The organism is Pseudoduganella buxea (assembly GCF_009720835.1).
GTDB classification, from domain to species: Bacteria; Pseudomonadota; Gammaproteobacteria; order Burkholderiales; family Burkholderiaceae_D; genus Rugamonas; species Rugamonas buxea.
This window is the reverse complement of record NZ_WNKZ01000094.1, coordinates 1-22,378: the sequence shown is the minus strand read 5'-3', so window position 1 is coordinate 22,378 and position 22,378 is coordinate 1. Positions and strand designations below refer to the sequence as shown.

The 22,378-nt window shown below is 65.6% G+C and carries 25 protein-coding genes; 14 read left to right on the top strand and 11 right to left on the bottom strand.

The genetic code is table 11. The features are described from left to right. Positions 1-80: 80 nt before the first annotated feature. Positions 81-821, bottom strand: coding sequence for a PAS domain-containing protein (locus GM672_RS23205; RefSeq protein ID WP_155472898.1), 741 nt, complete (start codon positions 819-821; stop codon positions 81-83). Positions 822-1,089: 268 nt separating this feature from the next. Here GM672_RS23205 and GM672_RS23200 point away from each other — a divergent pair, with 268 nt between their 5' ends. Further along, the gene (locus tag GM672_RS23200; RefSeq protein WP_155472897.1) at positions 1,090-1,329 is read left to right on the top strand and encodes a hypothetical protein; all 240 of its coding nucleotides are present in this window, start codon (positions 1,090-1,092) and stop codon (positions 1,327-1,329) included. Between the two features lie 5 nt (positions 1,330-1,334). Here the strand turns inward: GM672_RS23200 and GM672_RS23195 are convergent, their stop codons facing one another. The 5 genes from GM672_RS23195 to flgA form a co-directional block, all read right to left on the bottom strand. Next, positions 1,335-4,298, bottom strand: coding sequence for a sensor histidine kinase (locus tag GM672_RS23195; protein ID WP_155472896.1), 2,964 nt, complete (start codon positions 4,296-4,298; stop codon positions 1,335-1,337). 60 nt (positions 4,299-4,358) lie between these two features. Beyond that, positions 4,359-4,724 (bottom strand): PilZ domain-containing protein, encoded by a 366-nt coding sequence (locus GM672_RS23190; RefSeq protein WP_170300205.1) that lies wholly within the window; start codon positions 4,722-4,724, stop codon positions 4,359-4,361. 118 nt (positions 4,725-4,842) lie between these two features. Next, positions 4,843-5,316 (bottom strand): flagella synthesis protein FlgN, encoded by a 474-nt coding sequence (locus GM672_RS23185; protein ID WP_229417895.1) that lies wholly within the window; start codon positions 5,314-5,316, stop codon positions 4,843-4,845. Between the two features lie 2 nt (positions 5,317-5,318). Further along, positions 5,319-5,660, bottom strand: coding sequence for a flagellar biosynthesis anti-sigma factor FlgM (gene flgM / locus GM672_RS23180; RefSeq protein WP_170300204.1), 342 nt, complete (start codon positions 5,658-5,660; stop codon positions 5,319-5,321). A 93-nt stretch (positions 5,661-5,753) separates the two neighbouring features. After that, entirely contained in the window at positions 5,754-6,452 is a 699-nt protein-coding gene (gene flgA / locus GM672_RS23175; RefSeq protein ID WP_155472894.1) for a flagellar basal body P-ring formation chaperone FlgA, read from the bottom strand. A gap of 149 nt (positions 6,453-6,601) precedes the next feature. Between flgA and flgB the strand changes: the two genes are divergently transcribed. From flgB to flgL, 11 genes are all read left to right on the top strand, one after another. Beyond that, the gene (gene flgB, locus GM672_RS23170; RefSeq protein ID WP_155472893.1) at positions 6,602-7,018 is read left to right on the top strand and encodes a flagellar basal body rod protein FlgB; all 417 of its coding nucleotides are present in this window, start codon (positions 6,602-6,604) and stop codon (positions 7,016-7,018) included. A gap of 2 nt (positions 7,019-7,020) precedes the next feature. Further along, the gene (gene flgC, locus GM672_RS23165; RefSeq protein ID WP_155472892.1) at positions 7,021-7,425 is read left to right on the top strand and encodes a flagellar basal body rod protein FlgC; all 405 of its coding nucleotides are present in this window, start codon (positions 7,021-7,023) and stop codon (positions 7,423-7,425) included. 11 nt (positions 7,426-7,436) lie between these two features. After that, complete coding sequence (locus GM672_RS23160) at positions 7,437-8,120, top strand: flagellar hook assembly protein FlgD (RefSeq protein WP_155472891.1); 684 nt, start codon at positions 7,437-7,439, stop codon at positions 8,118-8,120. 56 nt (positions 8,121-8,176) lie between these two features. Beyond that, a complete protein-coding gene (locus GM672_RS23155; protein WP_155472890.1) occupies positions 8,177-9,715 on the top strand; it encodes a flagellar hook protein FlgE in 1,539 nt (512 codons plus the stop codon). A gap of 56 nt (positions 9,716-9,771) precedes the next feature. After that, the gene (locus GM672_RS23150; protein WP_155472889.1) at positions 9,772-10,515 is read left to right on the top strand and encodes a flagellar basal body rod protein FlgF; all 744 of its coding nucleotides are present in this window, start codon (positions 9,772-9,774) and stop codon (positions 10,513-10,515) included. 72 nt (positions 10,516-10,587) lie between these two features. Next, positions 10,588-11,370 (top strand): flagellar basal-body rod protein FlgG, encoded by a 783-nt coding sequence (gene flgG, locus GM672_RS23145; RefSeq protein WP_155472888.1) that lies wholly within the window; start codon positions 10,588-10,590, stop codon positions 11,368-11,370. Between the two features lie 8 nt (positions 11,371-11,378). Continuing rightward, positions 11,379-12,032 carry a flagellar basal body L-ring protein FlgH gene (locus GM672_RS23140; protein ID WP_155472887.1) on the top strand — a complete coding sequence of 218 codons (654 nt, stop codon included), beginning with the start codon at positions 11,379-11,381 and terminating at the stop codon, positions 12,030-12,032. Positions 12,033-12,034: 2 nt separating this feature from the next. Beyond that, a complete protein-coding gene (locus GM672_RS23135) occupies positions 12,035-13,153 on the top strand; it encodes a flagellar basal body P-ring protein FlgI (protein WP_155472901.1) in 1,119 nt (372 codons plus the stop codon). A 21-nt stretch (positions 13,154-13,174) separates the two neighbouring features. Next, complete coding sequence (flgJ, locus tag GM672_RS23130; RefSeq protein ID WP_155472886.1) at positions 13,175-14,143, top strand: flagellar assembly peptidoglycan hydrolase FlgJ; 969 nt, start codon at positions 13,175-13,177, stop codon at positions 14,141-14,143. Between the two features lie 81 nt (positions 14,144-14,224). Continuing rightward, positions 14,225-16,195, top strand: coding sequence for a flagellar hook-associated protein FlgK (gene flgK, locus GM672_RS23125; RefSeq protein WP_155472885.1), 1,971 nt, complete (start codon positions 14,225-14,227; stop codon positions 16,193-16,195). A gap of 16 nt (positions 16,196-16,211) precedes the next feature. Then, positions 16,212-17,456, top strand: a complete 1,245-nt coding sequence (gene flgL / locus GM672_RS23120; protein ID WP_229417894.1) for a flagellar hook-associated protein FlgL — start codon at positions 16,212-16,214, stop codon at positions 17,454-17,456. Positions 17,457-17,519: 63 nt separating this feature from the next. Here the strand turns inward: flgL and pdxR are convergent, their stop codons facing one another. Next, positions 17,520-18,977 (bottom strand): MocR-like pyridoxine biosynthesis transcription factor PdxR, encoded by a 1,458-nt coding sequence (pdxR, locus tag GM672_RS23115; protein WP_155472884.1) that lies wholly within the window; start codon positions 18,975-18,977, stop codon positions 17,520-17,522. A gap of 93 nt (positions 18,978-19,070) precedes the next feature. On the opposite strand from pdxR, the gene GM672_RS23110 reads away from it, so the two are divergent. After that, positions 19,071-19,526, top strand: a complete 456-nt coding sequence (locus GM672_RS23110; RefSeq protein ID WP_155472883.1) for a rhodanese-like domain-containing protein — start codon at positions 19,071-19,073, stop codon at positions 19,524-19,526. After that, positions 19,514-20,008 carry a GNAT family N-acetyltransferase gene (locus GM672_RS23105; RefSeq protein ID WP_155472882.1) on the top strand — a complete coding sequence of 165 codons (495 nt, stop codon included), beginning with the start codon at positions 19,514-19,516 and terminating at the stop codon, positions 20,006-20,008. The genes GM672_RS23110 and GM672_RS23105 overlap by 13 nt, the downstream gene beginning before the upstream one ends. A 133-nt stretch (positions 20,009-20,141) precedes the next feature. Here the strand turns inward: GM672_RS23105 and fliR are convergent, their stop codons facing one another. The 4 genes from fliR to fliO form a co-directional block, all read right to left on the bottom strand. Then, the gene (fliR, locus tag GM672_RS23100) at positions 20,142-20,972 is read right to left on the bottom strand and encodes a flagellar biosynthetic protein FliR (RefSeq protein WP_155472881.1); all 831 of its coding nucleotides are present in this window, start codon (positions 20,970-20,972) and stop codon (positions 20,142-20,144) included. A gap of 6 nt (positions 20,973-20,978) precedes the next feature. Then, a complete protein-coding gene (fliQ, locus tag GM672_RS23095; RefSeq protein ID WP_155472880.1) occupies positions 20,979-21,248 on the bottom strand; it encodes a flagellar biosynthesis protein FliQ in 270 nt (89 codons plus the stop codon). Between the two features lie 8 nt (positions 21,249-21,256). After that, the gene (gene fliP, locus GM672_RS23090) at positions 21,257-22,012 is read right to left on the bottom strand and encodes a flagellar type III secretion system pore protein FliP (protein WP_155472879.1); all 756 of its coding nucleotides are present in this window, start codon (positions 22,010-22,012) and stop codon (positions 21,257-21,259) included. Further along, on the bottom strand, positions 21,996-22,378 hold a 383-nt coding region (fliO, locus tag GM672_RS23085; RefSeq protein ID WP_229417893.1), incomplete at its 5' end, for a flagellar biosynthetic protein FliO. The genes fliO and fliP, both read right to left, overlap by 17 nt.

Below are 22,378 nucleotides of genomic sequence, written 5' to 3'. Positions count from 1 at the left end.
TGGTTGTGGACCTACAATCACGACCGACCCAATATGGCGCTCGGCGGTATCACGCCAAAACAGAAATTGGCACTTGCCGCTTAACCTCTACTTTTAGCGTGCTCTAAAAATGGGGGGATTACCCAGCCGTATGTGCCATCGGCACGGAGAACGCGATGTTCCAGGTCGAAGACGCTCTTCTGACGAATTGCAGTCTCGATCGCAGCACGACTGCGTTCGCGTTCGTCCGGATGCACGTACTCTTCCATTTTCCATTCTGCCCACTCGGTGGTGGTCTTCAAAATCCCGCGCCCGTCCAGTCCATGCATGTACTTCCAGTCCGGACTCATACGGTAGACGACATCCGAAGTGGCCACAATGTAAGCACGCAGCCGCTCTTCGCTTTCCCGCAGTGCCAGTTCAGCGCGAACCTGATCGGTAATATCCGTCGTCGTATGCGAGACGCAGATCAGCTGGCGGTTTTCGTCAAAAATAGGGGTATTCAATGCGCTCCAGTAGCGCTCTTCGTAACAGACCTCGCCGCTGCCCTGGGGGACTTCGATGGGGTAGCGTTGTGCCGGCATGGCCTGCGCCGTTCCGGTCTCGAGGACCCTGACCAGCGACGCCCGCAGCGCTGCTGCTCCTGTGTCCTCGACGTCATCGGGGCTTTCCGGGAAGGCGTCGAAAAGCAGTCGCCCTACCAGGTCTTCCCGGGTCCTGGACGCGCCCTGCACGAAGGCGTCGTTTACGGCAAGAATTATCGGGTCAGGGGAGGCCGTCAATATGCAGGTACCAGCCGAGCTGCCATTGAAGACAGACTCGAAAAATGATGAAGATTGCATAGGGTGGAAGCGCAAGGAAAGAGGATTGCATTATAGGTCGCCCTAAATCTTCGGCGTTTAGTGCTGCTCTGCACGTTCCTTAATCTGATGGAGTGGTCGTTATCTCGGCGAGAGCCATATGAACCACCGCATCGGGGTGTTTCCTGCCGTACCCTGGCACCCGCAACGTCCCGAAACAGCGATCTGCTATCCTGCGTCGAACGGCCGGGTTCGGCCAGCGACAGCGGCCAGCTTGGACCACTGCGTGCCCACAATATAAGGATGCAAGATGAGTGCAACAGGAAACACGACGATTGCCGAGCTGGCGTTTCAGCTTGGTAAAATCACGCGACATGCCATCGACCAGCGGGACGTCAAGGCCGACCCGGTCGAGCTGACGAAGATCGCCAATGACCTGCTCGAAGCAGGCGACGAAAAGGTTGCCAATGACTTGTTGCTGCTGTTCGTGGCGGGCTTCGAGGAGGGCGATCCGCCTGAACGACGGACTGATCCGGAACGTCCCCAGTAGGCAGGTCAGCCCCCATAGGCGCGCCCGGCCGGGATGGCGAAGCGCACCAGCACGCCAGCACCATCGCCCGGGCCGACGGCCAGGGTGCCGCCCACCCGGGCCATCCGTTCGCGCATGCCGGCCAGGCCCCAGTGCCCGGCCCGGCCCGTTGCCGCGATGACGGGATCGATACCGATGCCGTCGTCCGCGACTTCGCCTTCCAGCATGTCGTCGCCAAAATGCAGGCGCACCGTGATGCGGGTGCCGCCGGCATGGCGGGCGCTGTTGACGACGGCTTCGCGCAGCACGTACAGCAACTCCACGGCCGTGTCGTTGTGCAAGGGGCGCGGTGTGCCCTTTGTTTCGAAGTCGAGCAGCCCGTCCGCGCCCGGCGCGGCTTTTTCCAGTGCGCCGCGCAGCTCGTCCAGCAGTTCCGCGCACGGCGGCGCCTGCCGCAGGGCCAGCACTTCGTCGCGGGCATGGGCCACCAGTTTTTCCGCATAGCCCAGCACCTTGTCCAGCATGGCCTGCAATTCCGGTTCCTTCGGCAGGCGCGTCTGCACCATGTGGAAGCGCAGGATCAGGGCCTGCACGGCCTGCAGCAGGTTGTCGTGCAGGGAGCGCGCGATGCGGTTGCGCTCCTGCATCGTCGCGTCCAGCCGCGCCGCCGTGCGCTCCTCGGCGCGGCGACGCACGACGGCCATGCGCCAGCGGTACATCTGGGCAAGCAACAGCAGCAGGGCCGCCGCGCAGGCCAGCCGGAACCACCACGTCTGCCAGAATGCGGGCCGGATCTCGAAGGCGAATCCGGCGCCGGTGCGGTTCCACACGCCGTCCTCGTTGGCGGCGATGACGTGGAAGCGGTAGCGGCCGGGTGCCAGGTTGGTGTACTGGGCGCCGCGTTCCCGGCGGGCGTCGCGCCAGTCGCCATCGACGCCGTCGAGCCGATACTTCAACTTGACCCGTTCCGGCACGGACAGGGCCGTCGCCGTGAAGGCGATGTCGACCGCCGTGGTGCGCTCGGGCAGCACCAGGCCGTCGGCAGCGTCGTATGCGCGTCCAGCCGCGTACAGCGACTGCACCAGCACGCCGGGCGGGCGGGGATTGCGCTGGATACTGGCCGCATCGATCCAGCCCACCTGCGACATGGTGGCGTAATAGAGCCGGCCGCCATGGGCCACGGCCAGCGACGGCAGGGGGCGCACCTGGGCCGGCAGGCCGCGCACGCCATCCTCGAAATTGAACAGCTCCGCGTCGACCGGCTGGTCCGGCGCCTGCCAGAAGCGCTGCAACTGCGCGGCCGTCAGGCGGTACAGGCCCTTGTCGCCATGCAGCCACAGGCTGCCGGTGCCATCCACGGCCATGCCGCTGACCCGTCCCACTGCGTCGTCGCCCGCCAGCCGCATCGGCACGGCGCGGTCGCCGCGCAGCCAGGCCACGCCCCGGTCGCCACCCAGCAGCACGCGCCCGGCCACGTCCAGCATGGCAGTGCCCGTCCCGACCTGCATGCCGACATTGGCCGGCAGCAGCCGGAAGCCGTCCTGCGTCAGTTCGCCGAAGCGCTCGTTGACCAGGCTCAGCCACGTGCGGCCGGCCTTGTCCGTCAGCATGCTCAGCGGTGTCGGCTCGGGCACGCCCCGCATGCGCGGGTCCTGGCGCCAGCCGTCGGCGTCGAAGATCCAGATGCCGTTGCGGATGATCGACACCAGCAGCCGTCCGGCCCTGTCGCGCGCCAGGCTCTGGATCTCATAGCGCGTGCCCAGCGGGGCGGGCAGGTCGATGCGGCGTTCGGACGCGCCATGGAACTCCCACAGTTCCCTGGCCGTGCCGACCCACACGTGGTCGTCCGCCACCCGCAGCAAGGCGTTGGGCGACAGTACTTCGGTCGCGCGCATGGTGCCGTCCGCCTGCATGCGCCGCAGCGGGCTTTCCGGCGAGCCCAGCCACAGCTCGTCGCCGAAGCCCCGCTGCGCCATCCATGCCAGGCTTTCCTTCGTCACGGGCACCTGGCGGAAGCGGTGCGGGCGGTAGCGTTCGATGCTCTCGTAGGCGATCAGCCACAGGTTGCCTTCGCGGTCGACCATGCCCGTGTGGGGAGCATCCCCATTGCCGGCGGGGTAGGGGAAGACTTCGACGGCATGCAGCACGCCGTCCGCGCCGGGCGCCATGCGCGCCACGCCATCGGCGCGCTGGTACCACAGGCTGCCGCCGGGGCCGTCGAACATGCCGTTCTGGTACAGCGCGGGCGCACCGGTGGCCGGCTTTTCCATCCGCACCTGCTCGACCGGGCCGCCGAAGCGCAGCCGCACCAGGCCCCGGTCACGCGTGACGGTGTGCACGACGCCGCCGACGGTGGTGAGCCACTGGTCGTCGGCCGCCAGTTGCTTCACGAAGGTTGCGGTGCCGCTGCGGCGGGCGTAATAGGTGGCGTTGACGCTGACCCACAAGGTGTCGTCGCGGTCGAACACGATGGCCGTCGGCATGCCGGTCGGCAGCGACTCCTTGCCGAACGTTTCCCAGCGGCCCTGGCGCAGGCGCACCAGGCCGCTGGTGGTGCAGGCGTGCAGCATGCCATCGCGGTCCAGCACGAGGGACAGGGTGGAGCCGGCGGGGAAGTTCTTGCCGGCCACGAAACGCTGTACACCCGTGCGGGAGAAGATGTCCAGGCCGCCGAAGTGGTAGCCGACGGCGATGCGCCCGCCGGGCAGGGCCATGACGAGCGAGACGCTGGGCGATGCCAGCGGGTGCCCGAAGACGGTGTGCTCGGGGCGGAAACGCACGCCGTCAAAGCTGGTCAGGCCGGCGGGCGAACTGAACCAGAGCAGGCCACGGTCGTCCTGCGTCATCTTGTACGACTGTTGCGGCGCGCCATCGGCCTGGGTCCAGCGGCGGCGTTCATGCGTGACGCCGTCGGCCGGCGGCGGGGCCGCCCACACAGGGCAGCTGGCCAACAGGGCCATGCAAAAAACGACCAGGCGGCCAAGGGCCATGACTGCTCCGATGTTGTCCTTAATCCACTATTTTACATAGGAAAGGATCACCGCATCGGGTTAGCGCTGCGCAGCCGGGGGCTCGGCCCGCGTCACATACTCGACGATCCGGTCCACGCAGTCCTGTGCCATCGCGTGAATCCGCGCGCCGTAGTGAAAGCGGCCCTCCGTGCCGATGGCGCGGCGGTAGACAATGACGATCTCGACCTTGTCATGGATAGTGCTGTCGGGGAAGCGGAAGTCCAGCACGTAATGGCCGTCCTCGGGCAGCATTTCCGTCGTGACGAAGCCGACGCCCATGCGGGCGATGTCGACCAGCTGGGCACGCCAGACATGGTCGCTGCCGGCGGGATCGGTCAGCGAGGCGTCGACTTGCAGCAGCCGGCGCACATGGGCGCGGCGCTGGTCCGAGATGGGTTCCGGCAAGGGATGACTTTCAGTTATCGATGGTGACGAGGAACAGGATAACCCAGTGCGCTGGCGCGGTGAAACAAAAAACCGGGCAGCGCCCGGTTTTAGCTGGGAGAGCAGTGTGGCTTTAGCCTTAGCGCGCCACGAAGCCGCGCGACACGGCGTTGGTGGCGGGCCGGCCGCTGGGGCCGTAGACGCCGGCCTGCGATTGCGGCCGCAGCGCCTGCAGTGCGCCCTGCGTATGGCTCAGCTGGCGGTTGATCAGCATGCCGTTCAGGCGGTTCAGTTCCTTCGCTTCGCGGGTCTGCGCCAGCACGTCCTGCCACAAGGCCACGTCTTCCGGCGTGCCGTGCGCTGCCAGCCACGCTTCCATGCCGGCCTCGCGCGGCGCGAAACCGGCCAGGCCGAGGGCACGGTGGCGCTGGTTGGCCTGCAGGGCCATTTCGTTGATCAGGTCGGCCTTGCGGGGCGTGACCTGCTCCAGGCTGTCGATATCGGCGCTCACCAGCAGGTCCTGTTCCTGTTGCAGCAAAGCCTGCAGCGAAACGATCAACTTGTGCTCGGCCCGCAGGCTTTGCATGGGGGATGTGATGGCGCCGTTATGCATATCTACCTCTTTCTGGAGTGCAGCAGATCCTTGACCGTATCGAGCAAGCCATCCGCCACTTTTTCGGAATTAACCTGGAATTGACCATCGGCAATTGCCAGCTTGATGCGCTCGACCTTTTTCGTGTCGAACACCCCACTGCTGCTGCTTGCCGCCATCGCCTGGCCCTGGGAGGACAGGCGGACATTGTCCGTGCCGGCCTGCGCGGCCGTCGCGGACGTGCTCGCTGCCGTGGCGGCGTTGTTCGCCGACGTGGCCGCGGTATTGCTCGCGTTGGTGCGTGCATTGTTCGCCGGCGTGTTGACCGGCAAACTGTTGCTCTTCACTGGATCGTTGATTTTCACAGCATCTTCCTCGTTGGTAGGAGCTTTTTACTCCGGTGTACGAGTCATTTAACGGCATTGCCGCCGCGAACTTTAGCGCTGCCGCCGAAATATTCAGAATGCCACTTCCACCATGCCGCCCGCGCGGGCGATGCCGCTGATGTGTTGTCCACCGGCCGTGCGAACCTGCACCACCTGCCCGTCGGCGGCGTTGGCGACCGCTTTTGCCTCGGCCGAGACCTTGAAGCCGGGGCCGTTCGACACGAGCCGCACCAGCTGGCCGCTCTGCACGACGGGCTTGATGCGCAGGCTGTCCAGCCGCAGCGGCATGCCGGCCGAGATGGCAATATTGCTGGTTCGGCCCAGCACCTGCGCCTTGTCCGTGGCGATGCTGGCCGGCATCGTCGTCAGGTCGCCTTGCATGGTCGCCAGCTGGCTGTCGACGATGGGCTGGCCCTGCGGCACGGGGGCGGCAGCGGCAATGTAGTTGCCCAATACGGAGACGTTCGCCTGAATATACACCGTCCACGGTGACGGGGCCGCACAGCGCACGCCCACCGTCGTCTTGCCCCAGGGCTTGCTACCCGGCATTAAAAATGCTTCCGGCGCGGGGCAGGCGGCCAGCTTCATGCGGGCGTCCACATTGCCGACCGTGACCGTGACCTTGCCGGGCAGGCCGGCGCTCTGCACTTGCAGGAAAGCGTCGACCGCCTGGCGCAGCTTGGCCGGGTCCATCGCTTCGGCGGCCGTCGCGTTGCCGTTCAGCAACGCGGCCAGCATGACGCCGGACAGAACTGTGTAGAATGTTTTCATTGGGCAAGAATCTCCGTGAATGCAGCCATCATGCGGCATCCCCGGCAGGACGAAAGCGGCGAACAGGACCATAAAGCCGCGCTTCCTCCGCGCTTTAATTGCCGTACAGCATCCGTATCATCGATCCTGTCACCGATGGAAGGAAGACCATGCTAGGCAAACTCGACGATCACCTGCGATTCAATGAAACGGCACTGAGCCTGCGCTCGACGCGCCAGAGCGTGCTCGCTTCAAATATCGCCAACGCGGACACCCCGAACTACAAGGCCCGCGATATCGACTTCTCCAGCGCCTTGCAGTCGGCGCTCGATGTCAACAAGGGCGGTCCGCTGAAGACGACGGCGCCGAAACACTACGAGCTGCCGCCGCACGGCGCCGGCACGCTGGCCAACGGCACGCCCTTGCAGTACCGGGGCATCGTGCAGGGCGCGGTGGACGGTAACACGGTCGACATGGATGTCGAGCGCAACCAGTTCGCCGACAACGCGCTGCGCTACGAAGCGGGCGTGAACTTCATCAACAGCCAGATCAAGGGCCTGCTGAATGTCATCACGGGAGGTCAGTAAGCATGTCGCTCTTTAATATCTTCAATGTCTCCGGCTCGGCCATGAGTGCCCAGTCGCAGCGCCTGAATGTGGTGGCCAGCAACCTGGCCAATGCCGACAGCGCCACCAGCGCCAGCGGCCAGGCCTACCGGGCCAAGCAGGTGGTGTTCGAAGCCACGCCCAGCGCCGACAACACGGCTACCAGCGTCAAGGTGCAGCAGGTGATCGAGGACCCGTCGCCGATGAAGCTGGTGTACGACCCGAAAAGCCCGCTGGCCGACGAGAAGGGCTATGTCGAGATGCCGAACGTGAATGTGGTCGATGAAATGGTGAACATGCTGTCCGCTTCCCGTTCCTACCAGAACAATGTGGAAACCATGAACGCCGCCAAGAGCCTGCTGCTGAAAACCCTGACCATCGGTCAATAATCAAGAACGCCATGTCGATCACCACCACCAATACCGTGTCCTCGCCTTCGTCCTCGCTGATGAATGCCGTGAATCCGAAGGAAAAAAGCAGCAGCAGCGAGATTTCGGCCGAGCAGGACAAGTTCATGACCCTCCTGATCACACAGCTGAAGAACCAGGACCCCCTGAATCCGCTGGACAACGCCCAGGTCACGAGCCAGCTGGCGCAGCTGAACACGGTCACGGGCATCAACAAGCTCAACGACACGCTGGAGTCGCTGAAGACGGACTACGCCGCCACCACGTCGGCCCAGGCCGTCAACATGATCAACCATGGCGTGCTGGCCCCCGGCAAGACCATGCAGGTGGCCGAAGGCAAGGGCATCTTCGGCATCGAAACGGGCTCGTATGCGGACAAGCTGGCCGTCGAGATCCGGAACGCCAGCGGCAAGGTGGTGCACACCATTGAAATGACGAACGTCGAACCGGGCGTGCAGCCGCTGATCTGGGACGGCAAGCTGTCCGACGGCAGCACGGCGGCCGACGGCAAGTACGCCATCGCCATGACGGCGACGACGGGCGGCCAGCCACTGACGGACGCCCAGACGCTGGCCTTCGGCACCGTCGCCAGCGTGTCGACCGGCCCCACCGGCGCCAAGCTCAACGTGCCATCGCTCGGACAACTGAGCATGGACGACATCAAACAGGTCCTGTAAGCCGACCCCCGTCGGCTCTTAATTCATTGCAATCCCATTTCTGACAGGGGTACATCATGTTCCAACAAGGTCTCAGCGGTCTGAACGGCGCCACCAAGTCGCTCGACGTCATCGGCAACAATATCGCCAACGCCAGCACGGTCGGTTTCAAGAGCTCGGAAGCGCAGTTCGCCGACCTGTACGCGAACTCGCTGAACGGTATCAGCGGCAACAACCCCGGCATTGGCGTGACGGTCGCCCGCCTGGCCCAGCAGTTCACCCAGGGCAATATCGAAACAACCAATAACCCGCTGGACATTTCCATCAACGGCGGCGGCTTCTTCCGCACCACCGTGGACGGCGCCATCCAGTACACCCGCAACGGCCAGTTCTCGATGGACAAGAACGGCGGCATCGTCAATGCCCAGGGCGCCGCGCTGACGGGCTACGTGGCCAACAAGGATGGCGTCATCCTGCAGGGCGCGCCCGTGCCGATCACGATCGACTCGTCCGACCTGGCCCCCGTGCAGACCACCAAGGCCAACCTGCAGATCAACCTGAGCTCGAACTCGACGACGCCGAAGACCCAGCCGTTCGACGCGTCCGATCCGACCTCCTACACCAAGCAGACCGTGCTGCCCGTCTACGACTCGCTCGGTAACGAACACATCATGGGCATGTACTACGTCAGCCTGGGCAGCGGCGACTGGGACGTGTATGCGGCCAACGACGGCGTGCAGGTCGACTCGAAGGCCATCATGACGGCCACCCTGAGCGATACGACCATCTCGACCGCGCGCAAGGCCTTCCAGGACGCGCTGGCATCGGGCGTGTCGGCCGACATCATTGCCACCCGCGGCGCCTATGCGACGGCACTGGGCACCGCCGTGGAAGCGGCTGCCGGCACGGCCGGTGCACCGGCCTCGGTGACGACGGCCATCAACGCGCTGTACAACGGCAGCACCAATATCGGCGGCATGGACAGCTACACGCCGGAACGCATCGACGCCGCCTTCGCCGCCGCCGTGAACGTGCCGGCCACCAAGGTGGGCACCCTGCGCTTCTCGACGACGGGCCAGATCGACACGGCCGCGATGGCCTCGGCCAACCCGCCCAGCACCTTGCCGTTCACCATCAACCTGCCCATCTTCCCGGACAATGGCGCCGAGCTGAACATGGCGATCTCGACCACCTTCGACGGCAGCACGCAGTACGGCACGGCCACCAGCGAGAAGATGTCGACCCAGGATGGTTACTCGTCGGGCAGCCTGCAGCGCTTCGCCACGGACGACAACGGCGTCATCATGGGCCAGTACAGCAACGGCAAGTCCAAGCCGCTGGCGCAGATCGTGCTGGCCGACTTCACCAGCGTCGAGAACCTGACCCCGCTGGGCAACAACGCGTGGGCGGAAAGCTCCGGCTCCGGCGTGCCGCAGATCGGCGTGCCGGGCGAAGGCGGCATGGGCCAGCTGCGCTCGTCGTCGGTCGAGGCGTCCAACGTCGACCTGACGGAAGCGCTGGTCGACATGATCACGGCCCAGCGCGTCTACCAGGCCAATGCCCAGACCATCAAGACGCAGGATTCCGTCATGCAGACCCTGGTCAACCTGCGCTAATCGTCGTTCCCGCAGCCCCGGCGTTCGCGCCGCGGGCGGCGCCACCGGAGACCACCATGGACAAACTCGTCTACACCGCCATGACCGGCGCCAGGCACATCCTGGACCAGCAGGCCACCACCGCCAACAACCTTGCCAACGCCACCACGAACGGTTTCCGGGCCCAGCTCGATACCTTCCGCGCCGTGCCCGTCGTGGCCGAAGGCCTGCCGACGCGTACCTTCGTTGTCGGCAACACGGTCGGCGCCGACTACCGGGCCGGCCCCATCGAAACGACGGGTCGCCCGCTGGACGTGGCCGTGCGGGGCGAGGGCTGGCTGGCGGTGCAGTCGACCGACGGTTCCGAAGCCTATACCCGGGCCGGCGGCCTGAAGATCAGCGAGAACGGCCTGCTGCAGACCAGTGGCGGCCTGACCCTGCAGGGCGAGAACGGCCCGATTGCCGTGCCGCCGAACATGGAAGTCAATATCGCCGCCGACGGCACCGTCAGCGGCATCGACACCAGCCAGACCCAGCCGGGGCCCGCCAATGTGCTGGGCCGCATCAAGCTCGTCAATCCACCCACGGCCGGCCTGGTGCGGGGCGACGACGGCCTGTTCCGGCAGACCTCGGGCGAAGTGGCCCAGGCCGACCAGGGCGTGCGCCTGGCCGATGGTTGCCTGGAAGGCAGCAATGTCAATCCGGTCGATGCGATGGTCAGCATGATCGCGCTGGCCCGGTCCTTCGACACGCAAATGAGCCTGCTGAAGAATGCCGAGAATAACGCCGCGAAAGCCAGCCAGATCCTCGCTTTGAATTGATCGCCCCCCCTGCATAATGCTCCTATGTAAGTTTGTCCGGCGAATCTCCGCCGGCACTACGGGAGAAAGCAGATGATTCGTTCGCTCTGGATTGCCAAGACCGGCATGGAAGCGCAGCAGACACAGATGGACACTGTGTCCAACAACCTCGCCAACGTCAGCACCAACGGCTTCAAGAAGTCGCGTGCCGTGTTCGAGGACTTGCTGTACCAAAACGTGCGTCAGCCCGGCGCCAATTCCTCGCAGCAGACCCAGCTGCCATCGGGCATGCAGGTCGGTACCGGTGTGCGTCCCGTGACGATCGAACGCATCCACACCCAGGGCAATCCGCAGGCGTCCGGCAACGACAAGGACCTGATGGTCAACGGCAACGGCTTCTTCACCGTGCTGATGCCGGACGGCGCCACGGCCTACACCCGTGACGGCTCCTTCCAGCGCGATAACAACGGCCAGATGGTGACCTCCAGCGGCTACGTGCTGCAGCCGCCCATCACGATTCCCATCAACGCCGACAACATCACCGTTGCCAAGGACGGCACCGTCTCCGTGCAGCTGCCGGGACAGGCAGCCGCCCAGCAGATCGGCAGCCTGCAGCTGGCCACCTTCATCAATCCGACAGGCCTGCAGTCGGTGGGCGAGAACCTGTACCTGGAAACGGGCGCGTCGGGCGCTGCCCAGCAGAACCAGCCGGGCCAGAACGGCACCGGCGTCATCCTGCAGGGCTATGTCGAGACGTCCAACGTCAACGTGGTGGAGGAGATGGTCAACATGATCCAGACCCAGCGCGCATACGAGATCAACAGCAAGGCCATCACGACGTCGGACCAGATGCTGCAGAAGCTGTCGCAGCTGTAAGGATAAGCATGAAACTCGCCCATTTCGCTTCCGTTCTCGTTGCCGCCACCTTGGCCGGCTGCGCGTCGACGCCGACCACCATCGTGGCCGGCCCGACGTCGGCCCGCCCGATCCCGCCGCTGCAGAACCCGGTCGCCAACGGCGCCATCTACCAGGCCGCCAGCTACCGGCCCGCCTTCGAGGACCGCCGTGCCCGCCTGGTGGGCGACATCCTGAATGTCAACATCACGGAACGCACGTCGGCCGTGAAGAACGGTGCCAGCTCGAACAGCCGCAGCGGCAGCGCCAACTTCGGCATTCCCGGCCCGTTGCAGGCCAAGCTGGGCGCCAATATCGGCACCAACTCGGAAAACAAGTCGGCCGACTCGGCCAGCCAGACGGCCAGCAACACCTTCACGGGCACGATGGCCGTCACGGTGGTCGAGGTGCTGTCGAACGGCAACCTGGTGGTGGCCGGCGAGAAGCAGGTGGCGATGGACAAGGGCACGGAATTCATCCGCGTCTCCGGCGTCGTCAGCCCCGACACCATCGGCGCCGGCAACACCGTGCCGTCGACGGCCATTGCCGATGCCCGCGTCGAGTACCGTACCAACACCCACCTGGACCGCGCGGAGCTGACGTCGATGGCTTCCCGGTTCTTCATGAGCCTGCTGCCATTCTGATGATGAAGACCTTCGCCAAAACCCTCGCCGTCATCGGCCTGTGCGTCGCCAGCCTGCAGGCCCCCGTGGCCCATGCGGAGCGCCTGAAGGACCTGGCCAGCATCGCCGGCGTGCGCCAGAATCAGCTGATGGGCTACGGCATCGTCGTCGGCCTGGACGGCACGGGCGACCAGACCACCCAGACCCCGTTCACGGTGCAGAGCATCGCCGCCATGCTGCAGCAGATGGGCGTGAGCCTGCCGGCCGGTACCAACCTGCAGTTGAAGAACGTGGCCGCCGTGATGGTCACGACGTCGCTGCCCGCGTTCGCCCAGCCGGGCCAGATGCTCGACGTCACCGTCTCGTCGATGGGTAACGCGAAAAGCCTGCGCGGCGGCACCTTGTTGATGACGCCGTTGAAGGGCGCCGACAACCAGATCTACGGCATGGCGCAGGGCAATATCCTCGTCGGCGGCGTCGGTGCGCAGTCGCCCGGCGGCGGCGCCTCCGTCGTCGTCAACCACCTGTCCGTGGGCCGCATTTCCGGCGGCGCAACCGTCGAGCGCGCAGTGCCGAACGCGCTGGGCGAGGGCGGCCAGATCCGCCTGGAGCTGAACAGCACCGATTTCGCCACGGCCAGCCGGGTCGTCGAGGCCATCAATGGCAAGTATGGCGCCGGCATCGCCTATGCATTGGACGGCAGGGTCATCCGCGTGCAGGCACCGTCGGCCAGCGACCAGCGCGTCACCTTCATCGGCCAGCTGGAAGAGATCGACGTGCGTCCCGCGGCGCTGGCGGCGAAAGTCATCATGAACGCCCGCACGGGTTCGGTCGTGATGAACCAGGCCGTCACCCTGCAGACCTGCGCGATTTCGCACGGCAATTTGTCCGTGTCCGTGTCGGCCGATCCGCAGGTGAGCCAGCCGAACGCGCTGTCGGGCGGCCAGACGGCTATTACCCAGCCCGGTTCCGTCGACATCCAGAAGGCGCCGGGCAAGGTGCTGATGGTGCAGGGCGGCGCCGTGCTGGGCGACGTCGTCAAGGCACTGAACGCCATCGGCGCGTCGCCCCAGGACCTGCTGGCCATCCTGCAGGCCATGAAGGCCTCCGGCGCCCTGCGCGCCGAGCTGGAAATCATCTAATATCAAGAAGCCGAGGCCGCCATGATCCGCCAGAACACCACGCCCACCGACCTTTCCGGCAAGCTTGCCCTCGACAGCAAGGGCCTGGCCGAGTTGCGCCAGGGCGCCAAGGCCGGTTCGGCGGACGCGACGAAGGCGGCGGCCACGCAGTTCGAGGCCATGTTCGTCAATATGATGTTGAAGAGCATGCGCGATGCGTCGCCCCAGGAAGGCATGCTGGACAACCAGCAGACCAAGATGTTCACGACGATGCTGGACCAGCAGACCAGCCAGAACATCGCCAAGAAGGGCGTCGGCCTGGCCGACGTGCTGATCCGTCAACTGTCGAAGACGGCCGGCGTGAACGGCGAGAATGCGGCCCTGGGCGGCGGCATGGCGGATGCGGCCATGCCGGAAGGGGGCCTGACCCGCTCGATGCTGGATGCGGCCAAGCTGCAGCGCTCGATCGCGGCGGCCGGCGGCAACGCGGCGGCATCGGCAGCAGCGTCGGCCGGCTCGGCGGCAGCGGCCCCGGCCGCCAGCACGTCGCGCCACGCCCACGTCCGCGCGTTCGCCGACAAGCTGGCCGTCCATGCCGAAACGGCCAGCAAGGCGACGGGCGTGCCGGCCAAGTTCATGCTGGGCCAGGCGGCACTGGAAAGCGGCTGGGGCCGGCGCGAGATCAAGGCGGCCGACGGCAGCACCAGCCACAACCTGTTCGGCATCAAGGCCGGCGGCGACTGGAAGGGTAAGACGGTCGACGTCGCCACCACCGAGTATGTGAACGGCCGCGCCACGCGCAAGATCGAGCGCTTCCGCGCCTATGACAGCTATGCCGACAGCTTCAAGGATTACGCCAAGCTGATCACGAACAATCCCCGCTACGAGAAGGTGCTGGCCAGCGGCGGCGACGCCACCGCGTTTGCCCGCAACCTGCAGAAGGCTGGCTACGCCACCGACCCGAACTACGCCAACAAGCTGGCGGCCGTGATCAACAAGACACTCGTTTAATCAATTTCGGGCGGCCCGCGGGCCGCCATTCAAGTTTCGGCCGACCTTGTCGTAAACAGGTTCAGCACAGGAAAAAACACCATGAGCAACCTCCTCAGCATTGGCAAGACCGGCTTGATGGCGGCCCAGACGGGCATCGCCACGACGGGTCACAACATTACCAATGCCACCGTGCCCGGCTACAGCCGCCAGGGCATCGTGCAGTCCACCACGCCGCCGATCGCGCAGGGCGTCGGCTATATCGGCACGGGGACGGAAGTTGCCCAGATCAAGCGCTATTACGACAACTTCCTGAACACCCAGCTGCTCAACGCCCAGGCCAACCAGGGCTCGGTCGATGCCTACCTGGGCCAGATCAGCCAGATCGACAATATGCTGTCGGACAGCACCATCGGCCTGTCGCCGGCCCTGCAGGACTTCTTCAAGGGCGTGCAGACGGCCAACTCGACGCCGTCGCTGCAGGCCGCGCGCGAGTCGATGCTGTCGTCGTCGCAGACCCTGACGGGGCGCTTCCACGAAGTGTCCGGCCGGCTGACGGAACTGCAAAGCGGCGTCAACAGCTCGATCGCGTCGACCGTCAACTCCATCAATGCGTACTCGACCCAGATCGCGGACCTGAACACGAAGATCGCCGCCGCCACGGCTGACCCGCTGAACCCGCCGAACGATCTGCTGGACCAGCGCGACCAGCTGATCCGCGAACTCAACCAGCAGGTCAAGGTGACGGTGCTGCCGGGCGAGAACAATATGCTGAACGTGTCGATCGGCTCGGGCCAGCCCCTGGTGGTGGGCGTGAGCAGCATGGAGCTGGCCTCGACCACGTCGCCCACGGACCCAAACCGTACCGTCGTGGCCTACCAGACGCCGGGACGCCAGTCCGTGCTGCCGGATGACACCTTTTCCGGTGGCGCCCTGGGCGGCCTGATCGCCTTCCGCAACGAAACCCTGGACCGGGTGCAGAACCAGGTGGGGCAGATCGCCGCCGGCCTGGCCGACGCCTTCAACGACCAGCACCGGCTGGGCCAGGACCTGAACGGCGAGCTGGGAGGCGACTTCTTCAAGCCGATCAAGGCCTATGTCGGCTACGACACGCGCAACTCGCCGCTGAGCACGGCCAAGGTGGAAGCCACCATCACGGATGCCAGCAAGCTGACGGCGGCGGACTACAACGTCACTTTCGACGGCAGCAACTACAACTTCGAGCGCGCCGATGGCGTGGCCGTGACGCCTTCGTCCGTGGCGCCGGGTACGCCGACGGAAATCGACGGCGTCACGTACAACTTCACGGGCGACGGCCAGCAGGGCGACCGCTTCCAGGTGCGCCCCACGTACCAGGCGGCGGCCGACATCACGGTGGCCATCACGGACTACAAGAAGATCGCGCTGGCCGCGCCCATCAGCACGTCGGTGCCGTCGTCGAACAAGGGCAACGGCACCATCAGCGCCGGTGTCGTCGACGCGACCTATGTCGACACGCCGCTGACGACGCCCGTGACGATCGCCTTCCACCAGACCGATCCGGCGGACAAGAACACCCGCACCATCGACGGTTTCCCGCCCGGCACGACGGTGACGATCAAGCAGCCGAACGGCACGGAAAACACCTACGTGGACGGCGATACCATCCCGTACACCGAAGGCGCCACCATCAGTTTCAATGGCGCCAGCTTCGTGCTGGCGGGCGCGCCGAAGGACGGCGACACGTTTACAATCGGACCCAATACTTCCGGTGTCGGCGACAGCCGCAACGGCGTGCTGCTGGCCGGTTTGCAGACGAAGAACATCCTCAACAACGGCAGCGGTACGTTCCAGGGCGGCTATGCGGCCACCGTCAACTACGTGGGCAACAAGACACGCGAGATGCAGGTGGGCAGCGCTTCGGCGACGACGGCCGTGAACCAGGCCCGGGCGTCGCAGCAAAGCGTGTCCGGCGTCAACCTCGACGAGGAAGCGGCCGACCTGCTGCGCTACCAGCAGGCCTACCAGGCCGCCGGCAAGGTGATGCAGATCGCCGGGCAGCTGTTCGACACACTGCTGCAGATCGGCAATTGATTTTAGGAGCAGGACCATGACGCGTATCAGCACCAGCATGATGTACGAACGGGGCGCCAGCCAGCTCAGCACCCTGCAGTCGAACCTGCTGAAGACGCAGCTGCAGCTGTCGACGATGCGCCGCGTGCTGACGCCGGCCGACGATCCCGTCGCGTCGGCGCGGGCACTGGAAGTGACGCAGTCGCTGGAACTGAACAGCCAGTACGCGACGAACCGCCAGACGGCGGCCTCGTCGCTGACGCAGGTCGATACGACCCTGCAGACCATCGGCGACCTGCTGACCGACGTCAAGGACACCGTGCTGAAGGCGGGCAATCCGGGCCTGTCCATCGCCGACCGGGAAACCCTGGCCGTCGACCTGGAAGCGCGCATGGCCGACCTGCTGGGCCAGGCCAACACGGCCGATGGCACGGGTGGCTACCTGTTTTCCGGCTACAAGACCAATACCTTGCCGTTCGTGCAGACGTCGACGGGCGCCACCTACCAGGGCGACCAGGGCCAGCGCGAATTGCAGGTGGGGTCCGGACGCAAGATGGCCATCAGCGCCTCGGGCAGCCAGATCTTCGAGAACAATATCACCGGCAACGGTACCTTCCTGACCAAGCCGCAGGTGCCCGACCCGGCCGACCCGACCGATTTGCCGAACGTCGGCACGGGCATCATCTCGCCGGGCAGCGTGTCGGACGCCACCAAGCTGACGGGCCACAACTACACCGTCACGTTCGCCAAGGACGCCACCACGGGCAAGATGCAGTACAGCGTCACGGACGACACGGACGGCAGCGAGAAGATTGCGCTGACGGACTACAAGGCGGGCGAACCGATTGCCTTCGACGGCATCACCTTCGACATCAAGGGCGAGCCGGCCGACACGGACAAGTTCACCGTAGAGCCCAGCAAGAACCAGTCGATCTTCGCGACGATCCAGAACGTCATCAGCGCGCTGCGCACGGCCGGCACGGGCCCCACGGCGGGCGCCAAGCTGACCAACGCCATGAACGAAGCCAACCAGAACGTCCAGAACGCCTCGGACAATGTGCTGTCCGTGCTGGCCTCGGTCGGCGCGCGCGGCAAGGAACTCGACTACCTGGACGACTCCGGCTCGGAAATGAACATCCAGTACAAGAGCCAGATCTCCGACCTCGTCGAGCTCGACGAGATCGAAGCAGCCACTCGCTTCAGCCAGCAACTGAGCAGCCTGCAGGCAGCCCAGCAAACCTTCAAGTCCGCCACCAGCCTGTCGCTGTTCAACTACCTCTGATCGCGCCGCCAGTTCGGCCGGTCCGCCGCAGCGGTCAGACACCTTCTGCCGTCGCGTGGTCGCTTACAGCTGGCGAAGTGTCGCCAGGCTCTTGATCGCGGCCGTTATATCCTCCGGCCGCAACGCGGCGAATCCCAGGCGCCAGCCGTCCACCTTGGCTGCCTCGTGATGCAGCGCGCTCAGGCTGGGGGTGGCGATACCCAGCCTCGCGGCGCGACGCGTGAGATCAGCTTCGCTTCCTTCCGGTAAGCGCACGCTCAGTTGCAGCCCGCCTGCGCTGTGCAAGGGCTGGGCCCAAGGCAAATTGGTATGGAGGGCGTCCAGCAGGCAATCGCGGCGGCTGCGATAGAGCTGCCGCATCAGCCGCAGATGCGCTGCGAAATGACCTTGCGCGATGAAATCTGCCGTTACCGCCTGCATCAATTGCGATGAATGGCCGTCGAAGGCGCTGCGCGCCACCAGCAGTGGCTGGACCATGTCTTCCGGCAGCACGGTGTACGCCAGCCGCAAGGAAGGGAACAGGGTTTTCGAGAAACTGCCGATATAGATGACCCGGCCTTCTTCGTCCAGGCTTTGCAGGGCCGGCATGGCGCGCCCGTCGTACTGGAATTCGCTGTCGTAATCGTCTTCGACGAGGTAGGCCCCGGTGCGCCTGGCGTAGGCGATCAGTTGGCGGCGCCGCGCCAGGCTCAAGGTTTGGCCGGTAGGAAACTGGTGTGCGGGTGTCAGGTAGATCAGGCGCGGCGTCGGCATGGTGTCGTCATGGCGCGCGCCTTCCGCATCGACGGGCAAGTTCACCACCCTGGCGCCGGCCGCGGCGAACACCACGCGCGCGCCGCCATAGCCGGGGTCTTCCATCCAGACGACATCGCCGTCGTCAAGCAGCATTTGGGCCAGCAATTGCAGGCATTGCTGGGAACTCGTCAGCACCAGCACCTGCCCGGGATGGCAGCGCACGCCGCGCGAGTGCGCCAGGTAGCCGCTGATGGCGGCGCGCAGGTCGGGCCGGCCTTGCGGATCGCCATAGCGCATCAGTTGCTCGGCATCCAGGCGCAGGCGCCGGTTGAGCACGCGCCGCCAAAGCGCCACCGGGAAGGCGCGCAGATCCGGGCTGCCGGCAGCAAAGGCCTGCAAGCGCATCGGTTCCATGCAGCCGCCGGTTTCCAGCAGGCGTCGGCCGCGCTGCGAAAACGGGGTGGTCGCGCCGGGTGACCGGTGCGGGGGAGCGATGGGCGATTGCGCCCCCGCGCCCAGATCGATGGCGACAAAGCTGCCCTTGCCGACGTTGCGCCGTAAATACCCTTCGATGGCGAGCTGGCCGTAGGCCGCCTCGACGGTGACACGGGACAAGGACAAGTCCCGGGCCAGCACGCGCGTCGAGGGCAGGCGTTCGCCCAGGGACAAGGCGCCGCTGCGCATCGCGCGCCGCAAGGCGGCGCAGACTTGTTCACGCAGCGCCAGGCCGCTGCCCCCCTCGCTTTCGAACAAGCTGAGCCACATTCGCGGCCTGGACTGTTGCATTGGTCTTATCTGCTGTGATGAATTGGTATCAATTTTAATGCCAAATCGGCCTAGAATTCCATCTGTCAATTCAACTCACAAAGAAAGGCTGTCATGTCAAACGCCAACTCCGCGGTACTTTCCTATCCGCCCGCCACGCCGGAGCAGACCCGCGATTACATGCTCCATAAACTCAGTTTTCATGCCGACGCCTGGGACGTGGCCGAAGACTTGCACATGGGGATCGATTCGATTGTCGTCATCGACACGCGTTCGATGGCGCTGTACGCGCAAGGTCATGTGCCTGGCGCCATCAGTTTTCCACATCGGACGATGACGGCCGAGAGCACGGCGGCGCTTGATCGCAGCAAGACCTATGTGACCTATTGCGACGGCATCGGCTGCAATGGCTCGACAAAGGGCGCGTACAAGCTTGCCGCGCTGGGTTTCACGGTCAAGGAGATGCTCGGCGGCCTGGATTTCTGGATCCGCGATGGCCAGCCGCTTGCGCGCGGTAGCGAACCGGGGCAGATCGACCGCGCTGCGCCCGCCATGGAATGCGCCTGCTGATGGACCGCGCCGAGGCGGCCCGGGTGCGGCCAGCCCATGCCGGCGACGCCCAGGCATTGGCCGCGCTGTGTCGGGCGCATGCCGCCTTCGAGGAACTCCCTTACGTGGCTGACGGGCATGCGAGCCGTCTGGCGCAGGCATTGGAGGATGCGCGTTTGCACGCGTGGGTGGCGGAGCGGGATGGCGACATCGTCGGCTACGCCAGCGCGACGCTGGACTTTTCGACCCTGTGCGCGAGGACGTTCGTGCATCTCGATTGCCTCTACCTGGACCCACGGGCGCGCAACCGCGCCGTGGGTCGTGCGTTGATGGCGGCGGTGGCGGAGTTCGGGCGGCGCCAGGGCTGCCGCGACATGCAATGGCAAACGCCGGCGTGGAACGAGGCCGCGCTGCGCTTCTACGATCGCACCGGGGCGCGCAGGCTGGGCAAGCAGCGCTACACCTTGCCGCTTGCCGCAGGCGTCGGAGGCGCGAGTGCCTGAGCGGCCGCTTGGCGCCGGTGATGCCACCAGCCCGATTCAATAGGGAACTTCCGGTATCCTCTGCCCGGACGCAGGCTCGACGCTGTTGCATCGCAAGCTTGCGAAAGCCACAGCGCCGGGGGGCGTCTCGGGGTCAGCGCTGCGCGGGCGGCACGGCGGGGCGGGCGGGCAGGTCGCCCTTGCCCGCGAAGGCGCGGGGGAGGTGGCGGGCTTTTTCCGTGCCCTGGTGGAGCAGGTTCATCATGGGGGTGGCCAGGTAGGGCAGGCCGATCAGCAGGACGAGGAAGCCGGCGGACAGGGTGATCGGGAAGCCGATGCCGAACAGGTTCAGCTGGGGCGCGGCGCGGGTCAGGATGCCCAGCGCGACATTGACGATCAGCAGTGCCGCGACCAGCGGCATCGCCAGCTGCAGGCCGGCGCTGAAGATCTTGGCACCCCACGTGGCCAGCGCCCAGAAGCCGCCGCCGTGGAAGGCGTCGGCGGCGATGGGCAGGGTAAAGAAGCTTTCCGCCAGTGCTTCGAGCAGCAGCAGGTGAACGTTGGCCACCAGCATCGACAGGGTGGCGATCCACACGAGAAATTGCGATATCGCCGACGAGCGGCCCTGCGACATGGGATCGAAGAAGCTGGCGAAGCCCAGGCCCATTGTCAGGCTGCTGATCTCGCCGGCCATCTCGACGGCGGCGAACACGACGCGCATGGCGAAGCCCATGGCCACGCCCGTGATCAGTTCCTTGGCGAGGATCAGCAGGCCCGCCCACGAGGCGGGATCGGCGGCGGGCACGGCCGGGACGAGGGGGGCGATGGCGACGGCCATCATCACGCCCAGGCTCAGCTGCACGGTCTGGGGAATGCGGGCGTTGCCGAAAAAGGGCGAGGCCGTGACGAGGCCGAGGATGCGCGTCAAAGGCCAGATCAGGCTGGCAATCCACGTATTGATTTCCGCGGCCGAGAGCAGCAGCATCGGGCTTTACCCGACCATGTTGGGAATGCCGCCGAAGATTTCCCGCATATAGTCCGTCAGCACGGAGATCATCCACGGCCCGGCGACGACGAGGGCGACGAACACGCCGACGAGTTTCGGAATGAACGACAGGGTCTGCTCGTTGATCTGCGTGGCGGCCTGGAAGATCGACACGATCAGGCCGATCACGAGCGCCACCAGCAGCAGCGGGGCGGCCACCATCAGCGTGATTTCCATCGCATGGCGGCCCATGCTCATGACGGTTTCCGGTGTCATGGCGATCCCTAGTAGAAGCTCTGGGACAGCGAGCCCAGCAGCAGTTGCCAGCCGTCGACGAGCACGAACAGCATCATCTTGAACGGCAGCGAAATGACGGCCGGCGACATCATCATCATCCCCATCGCCATCAGCACGGAGGCCACCACCATGTCGATGATAAGGAAGGGGATGAAGATGGCGAAGCCGATCTGGAAGGCCGTCTTCAGTTCGCTCGTGATAAAGGCGGGAATCAGGATGCGCAGCGGCACGTCTTCCGGCCCCTGCAGCGCGGGACTGCGGGAAATCTTGACGAACAGGGCCAGGTCGGCCTGGCGTGTCTGCTTCAGCATGAAGGTCTTCAGCGGCGCCGAGCCCCGCTCCATGGCCTGCTGCATCGTGATCTGGTTGGCCTGCAGGGGCTGGTAGGCCTCCGTGTAGATGCGGTCGAACGTGGGGCCCATGACGAAGAAGGTCAGGAACAGGGCCAGCCCGATCATCACCTGGTTGGGCGGCGCCGACTGCGTGCCCAGCGCCTGGCGCAGCAGCGACAGCACGATGACGATGCGGGTAAAGCCCGTCATCATCAACAGCACGGCCGGCAGGAAGGTCAGCGACGTCATCAGGATGAGCGTCTGGATCGTCAGGCCGTACTGGGTGCCGCCGCCCGGTGCCGGGCCGCTGGTGAAGGCGGGGATGGTGGGTTCCGCGGCCGCGATCAGCGGCAGGGCCAGCATGGCCAGCAAAACACCACCGCGGCGGAGAAGCTTACTTGATATTGCCATTGCGCTTGTCGATCGTCTGTTTGAACCATTCGGCGAAATTGGTCGCCTGCAGCGTGTTGGGTGCCAGCGGGTCGCCTTCCTGCCGGGGCAGGGTCGCCAGCGCGTTCATCCGGCCGGGCGAGGCACCGACGACGATCCATTGATCGCCCACTTCCACCACCAGGATGCGCTCGCGCGCGCCCACGGACAGCGCGCCAACCAGGCGCACCGTCGAGCCACCCGTGATGGTTTTCGGGCCGAAGCGCTTGAGCATCCACGCCAGGCCCATGACGATGGCCAGCACGGCGGCCAGCGCGGCCACCGTCTGCAGCAGGCTGCCGGCGGCCGTGGGCGCTGCCGCCATCGGCACGGGCGCGACGGGACGGG

What these genes read in the sequence shown, in the direction of transcription:
- GM672_RS23205 (WP_155472898.1), bottom strand. Translation starts at nt 821, where the DNA reads ATGCAATCTTCATCATTTTTCGAGTCTGTCTTCAATGGCAGCTCGGCT.
- GM672_RS23200 (WP_155472897.1), top strand. Translation starts at nt 1,090, where the DNA reads ATGAGTGCAACAGGAAACACGACGATTGCCGAGCTGGCGTTTCAGCTT.
- GM672_RS23195 (WP_155472896.1), bottom strand. Translation starts at nt 4,298, where the DNA reads ATGGCCCTTGGCCGCCTGGTCGTTTTTTGCATGGCCCTGTTGGCCAGC.
- GM672_RS23185 (WP_229417895.1), bottom strand. Translation starts at nt 5,316, where the DNA reads ATGCATAACGGCGCCATCACATCCCCCATGCAAAGCCTGCGGGCCGAG.
- flgA (WP_155472894.1), bottom strand. Translation starts at nt 6,452, where the DNA reads ATGAAAACATTCTACACAGTTCTGTCCGGCGTCATGCTGGCCGCGTTG.
- flgB (WP_155472893.1), top strand. Translation starts at nt 6,602, where the DNA reads ATGCTAGGCAAACTCGACGATCACCTGCGATTCAATGAAACGGCACTG.
- flgC (WP_155472892.1), top strand. Translation starts at nt 7,021, where the DNA reads ATGTCGCTCTTTAATATCTTCAATGTCTCCGGCTCGGCCATGAGTGCC.
- GM672_RS23160 (WP_155472891.1), top strand. Translation starts at nt 7,437, where the DNA reads ATGTCGATCACCACCACCAATACCGTGTCCTCGCCTTCGTCCTCGCTG.
- GM672_RS23155 (WP_155472890.1), top strand. Translation starts at nt 8,177, where the DNA reads ATGTTCCAACAAGGTCTCAGCGGTCTGAACGGCGCCACCAAGTCGCTC.
- GM672_RS23150 (WP_155472889.1), top strand. Translation starts at nt 9,772, where the DNA reads ATGGACAAACTCGTCTACACCGCCATGACCGGCGCCAGGCACATCCTG.
- flgG (WP_155472888.1), top strand. Translation starts at nt 10,588, where the DNA reads ATGATTCGTTCGCTCTGGATTGCCAAGACCGGCATGGAAGCGCAGCAG.
- GM672_RS23140 (WP_155472887.1), top strand. Translation starts at nt 11,379, where the DNA reads ATGAAACTCGCCCATTTCGCTTCCGTTCTCGTTGCCGCCACCTTGGCC.
- GM672_RS23135 (WP_155472901.1), top strand. Translation starts at nt 12,035, where the DNA reads ATGAAGACCTTCGCCAAAACCCTCGCCGTCATCGGCCTGTGCGTCGCC.
- flgJ (WP_155472886.1), top strand. Translation starts at nt 13,175, where the DNA reads ATGATCCGCCAGAACACCACGCCCACCGACCTTTCCGGCAAGCTTGCC.
- flgK (WP_155472885.1), top strand. Translation starts at nt 14,225, where the DNA reads ATGAGCAACCTCCTCAGCATTGGCAAGACCGGCTTGATGGCGGCCCAG.
- flgL (WP_229417894.1), top strand. Translation starts at nt 16,212, where the DNA reads ATGACGCGTATCAGCACCAGCATGATGTACGAACGGGGCGCCAGCCAG.
- pdxR (WP_155472884.1), bottom strand. Translation starts at nt 18,977, where the DNA reads ATGCAACAGTCCAGGCCGCGAATGTGGCTCAGCTTGTTCGAAAGCGAG.
- GM672_RS23110 (WP_155472883.1), top strand. Translation starts at nt 19,071, where the DNA reads ATGTCAAACGCCAACTCCGCGGTACTTTCCTATCCGCCCGCCACGCCG.
- GM672_RS23105 (WP_155472882.1), top strand. Translation starts at nt 19,514, where the DNA reads ATGCGCCTGCTGATGGACCGCGCCGAGGCGGCCCGGGTGCGGCCAGCC.
- fliR (WP_155472881.1), bottom strand. Translation starts at nt 20,972, where the DNA reads ATGCTGCTGCTCTCGGCCGCGGAAATCAATACGTGGATTGCCAGCCTG.
- fliQ (WP_155472880.1), bottom strand. Translation starts at nt 21,248, where the DNA reads ATGACACCGGAAACCGTCATGAGCATGGGCCGCCATGCGATGGAAATC.
- fliP (WP_155472879.1), bottom strand. Translation starts at nt 22,012, where the DNA reads ATGGCAATATCAAGTAAGCTTCTCCGCCGCGGTGGTGTTTTGCTGGCC.